Origin of the sequence: Castellaniella sp., from assembly GCF_036379515.1 — a bacterium.
In the GTDB taxonomy this organism is placed as follows: domain Bacteria; phylum Pseudomonadota; class Gammaproteobacteria; order Burkholderiales; family Burkholderiaceae_B; genus Castellaniella.
In genome coordinates, this window is sequence record NZ_DASVGN010000006.1 from 1 (window position 1) to 2,039 (window position 2,039).

The window sequence follows — 2,039 nt, forward strand, 5'->3', positions numbered from 1 at the left end:
CCTGAAGGAATCACCCTGCGCCCCAACAGCCATTGCGGATGCAGCGGCGTGCGAGCCAACATCCTTGCCCATCGACGGATCGCAGCCATCAGTGGTCGGAGCGCGTATACAGAAGGGATGTGATCTGCTCCGACACCAACCCGATCAGAAATACGATCACCGAGGCGCTCCACAACAAGGTACTGCCGTTGGTGAGGCGACCATCGTGCGCGAAGGTCCACGCGTAGTTTGCGCAGCCGAGCAGAAAGAACGCAGCAGCGGTCGGCACGAACAGCTTCAACGGCGAATACAGCGTGGCAATCTTGAAGATGATGAGCAGAAAGCGCACGCCGTCTTTCAATGGCCGAATGTGGCTCTTGCCAACTCTCTGCGCCGCCTTGATCGGCAAATAAGCGACCGGATAAGCACTGCGGAAGAACGCCATGGTACTGGTGGTGGGGTAACTGAAACCATTCGGCAACAGGTGGATGAATTCACGAAATTTATCCGCACGCACCGCACGGAAACCGGAGGTGAGATCAAGCACCGGATGGCCGGTCATGTGGGTGGCCAGCCAGTTGTAGAGGGCGTTGGCGACGCCGCGACCGACACCGGCCTGGCTACCCCAATCGCGGGCACCGACGACCATGTCGTAGCCTTCGTCCAGCTTGGCCAGCAGGTGGGCGACATCGGCTGGGTCGTGCTGGCCGTCGCCGTCCATGAACACCAGCAGATCGCCGCTGGCGGCGCGGGCACCGCGCTTGATCGCCGCGCCGTTGCCCATGGAATACGGCGACGACAGGCATCCGATCCCCGCAGCGCTGCAAACCGCCCGGGTATCGTCGCTGGACCCGTCGTCTACCACGATGATTTCGGCGTCCGGCTGCGCTTCGCGCAAGCGCGGCAGCAGGCCGGCCAGGGCTTGGGCTTCGTTCTTGGCTGGAAGGATGATGCTGAGGCGACTCAAACGATGGCTCCCCTGAAGAAGGGCGATCATAACGCGGGAGGTGGTTCGTGAATGACGGGCCGTGAGCAAATCCGGGCATGGTCGAACCATCAGGATGATCACACAGGCCGTGTTTCCTTCGACTTTGCTCCTTCCCCTGAGGGCTGAGGAAGGCTGGGGGAAGGTAGGCAGGGTTGTCGCGAGGTTGGGCGCCCCCCTCCCCAACCCTCCCCTGCACGCAGGGGAGGGAGCAGGGCTGTGGTGCACACCAATCGTTCAGGGCGGATGGGCGAAATGGGGGGGGCGAAGCCCGATTTTTTTTGGGGGGGGGTGTCAATCCGCTCTCGTAGGAGCGCGCCCTGTGCGCGAAAGGCTTTTCGCATGACCTGGCCAAGAGCATTCGCGCACAGGGTGCGCTCCTACATGGCCCAGCAATACATGGCCGGCAAGGCCGTCGGGGCGCCTTCGGGGTTTGCACGGGGCGTCCACGCGGCAACTGCCAGTATTTCTCCTCCGCGGACGGTTTTTGGGGGGCTGCGCCTCCGGGGATGTGCGGCAAGTCGCACCTGGCACGTGCCGCCCATGGCCTGCGGGCACAATGTGCGGTAGATTTCCCCATAATTCAGGGGGCTGGGTCACTTTCATCATGTCGTCGCAAGTACAACCAACGCTGGTAGGCCTGTCAGGCATGGCCAGACGACTGGTGACCGAAGGCATGATGCCGGAAAACGAGGTGCGCCAGGCCGTAGCCGATTCCAGCCAGAAAAAGATCACTCTGACCAACTGGCTGCTGGACCATGGCTTGGTCGACAGCATGGCGCTGACTCGACTGGCATCGGTCGAGTTCGGCATGCCGATGATGGATGTCGCGGCCATTCCGCCGGCCACCATGCCGCTGAACCTGATCAGCGAGGCCCTGCTCAGCAAGCATCGTGCGCTGCCCTTGCTCAAGCGCGGCAAGCGTCTGTATGTAGGCATTGCCGACCCGATGCAGTTGCACGCCCTGGACGAGATCAAGTTCCACTCCAATTGCATGGTGGAGCCGATCCTGGTCGAGCGCAGCCAGCTCAATCGCGTGATCGAAAGCGCGATCAGCACGATGAACAACGTCATG

1 protein-coding gene and 1 pseudogene are annotated in these 2,039 nt (G+C 62.0%); one reads left to right on the forward strand and one right to left on the reverse strand.

Translation table 11 applies throughout. The annotated features are described in order from the left end of the window. Nucleotides 1–88: 88 nt before the first annotated feature. Nucleotides 89–1,048, reverse strand: a complete 960-nt coding sequence (locus VF285_RS01450; protein ID WP_346950834.1) for a glycosyltransferase family 2 protein — start codon at nucleotides 1,046–1,048, stop codon at nucleotides 89–91. A gap of 523 nt (nucleotides 1,049–1,571) precedes the next feature. On the opposite strand from VF285_RS01450, the pseudogene VF285_RS01455 reads away from it, so the two are divergent. After that, nucleotides 1,572–2,039: pseudogene (locus VF285_RS01455) on the forward strand (hypothetical protein); the annotation flags it as partial.